This is a genomic window from Gryllotalpicola sp. CP2-P1, from assembly GCF_057512245.1.
Genome location: NZ_JBLRDT010000288.1, coordinates 1 through 2,356 on the forward strand (window position 1 = coordinate 1; position 2,356 = coordinate 2,356).

4 protein-coding genes are annotated in these 2,356 nt (G+C 66.9%); all 4 read left to right on the top strand.

The window, feature by feature from the left end; translation table 11 throughout:
- Positions 1-477 (top strand): helix-turn-helix transcriptional regulator (locus ACM2XV_RS14340; protein ID WP_487027420.1); only part of this gene is annotated, 477 nt, incomplete at its 5' end.
- Between the two features lie 57 nt (positions 478-534).
- Positions 535-762, top strand: coding sequence for a twin-arginine translocase TatA/TatE family subunit (gene tatA, locus ACM2XV_RS14345; RefSeq protein ID WP_344778063.1), 228 nt, complete (start codon positions 535-537; stop codon positions 760-762).
- A 3-nt stretch (positions 763-765) separates the two neighbouring features.
- The gene (gene tatC / locus ACM2XV_RS14350) at positions 766-1,563 is read left to right on the top strand and encodes a twin-arginine translocase subunit TatC (protein ID WP_344778065.1); all 798 of its coding nucleotides are present in this window, start codon (positions 766-768) and stop codon (positions 1,561-1,563) included.
- A gap of 79 nt (positions 1,564-1,642) precedes the next feature.
- Positions 1,643-2,356, top strand: a 714-nt coding sequence (locus tag ACM2XV_RS14355) for a DEAD/DEAH box helicase (RefSeq protein ID WP_487027421.1), incomplete at its 3' end; no start/stop codon positions are given.

Here is a 2,356-nt window from a genome sequence, read left to right on the forward strand (position 1 = left end):
CGCGGCGCGCGCGAGCGCCGCCCCGTCGATCCGCTGCGCCTCGAGAGCCGCGACGACGTCTGGTATCTGCGCGGCTGGTGCCACCTGCGCCAGGATCTGCGCAATTTCCGCGTCGACCGCATGGAGAACCTGACGGTGACGGATGCCCCCGCCGAGCACACGCCGGACGAGATCGCCCTCTCCGAGACCCTGTTCGACCCGAGCGCCGACGACCTCGTGGTCGAGGTGCGGCTCGCGACGAGCGCGATCCCCGGCTTTGCCGAGTATCTCTCAGACGATTCGAAGCTCGTGCCCGACGGTGACGGCTTCGTGCGCACGAGCATCCGGGTGGCTCATTTCCACAGCCTGAAACGGCTGGTCGCCGCCATGGCGGGGCTGCTCACCGTGGTCGCGCCGCCCGAGGCGCGTCGAGCCGTCGCCGACTGGGCGTCCGCAGGTGTCGAACGTTATCGAAACGCTCGCGCAGAAGATGGTTAGACTGCACGGGATGCCCGCACCAGGCATCCTCACAATCCCGCTAAACAAGGAACAACAATGGGCTTTCTCCGCGACCTAGGCGGATGGCATCTGCTGATCATCCTGGTGATCATCGTGCTGCTGTTCGGAGCAACGAGGCTCCCTGCCGTCTCCAAGAGCATCGGCCAGTCCGTCCGCATCTTCCGCCGCGAGGTGAAGACGATGAAGGACGAGCCGAGCGCCGAGGACGAGGCTGCCGCCGAGCGCAAGACCACTTCCAGCACCGCCGCTGACGACAAGAAGTAGTCCGTGAGCGCCACCGCCGCAAAGGCCGGGCGCGCCGCCAAGGACCCCGATGGCCGGATGTCGCTCGGCCAGCACCTCATCGAGTTGCGCAACCGCGCGATGATCGCCGCCATCGGAGTGATCGTGGCGGCGATCATCGGCTGGTTCCTCGAGCCCTTCGTCTGGAGCGCGCTGACCGCCGTCATCGATGACATCGCGAAGCATCAGAACGCCCACATCAACTTCCCGACCCTCACGGCCGCGTTCGACCTGAGGATGCAGCTGACGCTGTACATCGGAATCGTCATCTCGTCACCGCTGTGGCTGTACGAGATCTTCGCCTTCCTCACGCCGGGCCTCACCGGCAAAGAGAAGCGCTACATCTTCGGCTTCTTCTTCTCGGCCGTTCCGCTGTTCCTCGGCGGCTGCGTCTTCGGCTGGTACGTGACGCCGCACATCGTGACGCTCTTCGCGAGCTTCGCCCCGTCCGACAACCTGACGATCCTGAACGCGAGCGACTACTTCACCTTCGTGCTGAAGCTGGTGCTCGCCGTGGGCGTCGCGTTCGTGACGCCGGTGTTCATCGTGCTGCTCAACATGATCGGCGTGATGTCCGCCGCCGCGATCCTCAAGGCGTGGCGCTGGGCGATCCTCGGCTCGATCGTGTTCGCGGCGCTCGCGACGCCGTCGACCGATGTCGTCTCGATGATGATCCTCGCGGTGCCGCTCATCGTGCTGTACTTCGCGGCCGCAGGGTTCGCCTGGTTGCACGATCGCCGCAAGAGCCGCGCGGCCGAGCAGCTCGACGCCGAGCTCGCCTGAGCAGTTCGCGGGTCGACTCGGCGAAGGCGGTCGCGGGTCGACTCGGCGAAGCCGAATGGAGACCACGTACTCTGAGCACGTGACCGACCAGCTCTCGCCGTCCGAGCGGTATGCGGCATCCCGGGCCCGTTCCCGGTCGCCCCAGCTCGACGAATTCCGGTCGCTGCTGCGCTTCGACCTCGACCCGTTCCAGCTCGACGCCTGCGCGAGCCTCGAGGCGGGGCGAAGTGTGCTCGTCGCCGCACCGACGGGCGCGGGCAAGACGGCCGTCGCCGAGTTCGCGGTGCACCTCGCCATGTCGACGCCCGGGCAGAAGGTTTTCTACACGGCGCCGATGAAGGCGCTGTCGAACCAGAAGTACAACGAGCTCGCCGAGCGCTACGGCAGCGACGAGGTCGGCCTGCTGACGGGCGACACCAACGTCAACTCGCGCGCGCGGATCGTCGTGATGACGACCGAGGTGCTGCGCAACATGCTCTACGCGGACTCCGACCTGCTGCCGGGGCTCGCCTATGTCGTCATGGACGAGGTGCACTACCTGGCCGACCGGTTCCGCGGGGCCGTGTGGGAAGAGGTCATCATCCACCTGCCCGAGCAGGTGCGGCTCGTCTCCCTCTCGGCGACGGTGAGCAACGCCGAGGAGTTCGGCGACTGGCTGCAGGCCGTGCGCGGCGACACCGACGTCATCGTCTCGGAGGAGCGACCGGTGCCGCTCGAACAGCACGTGCTCGTCCGCTCGAAGCTGGTCGACCTGTTCGAGGGCGCTGGGCGCGATTCCGCCGTCAAGGTGAAC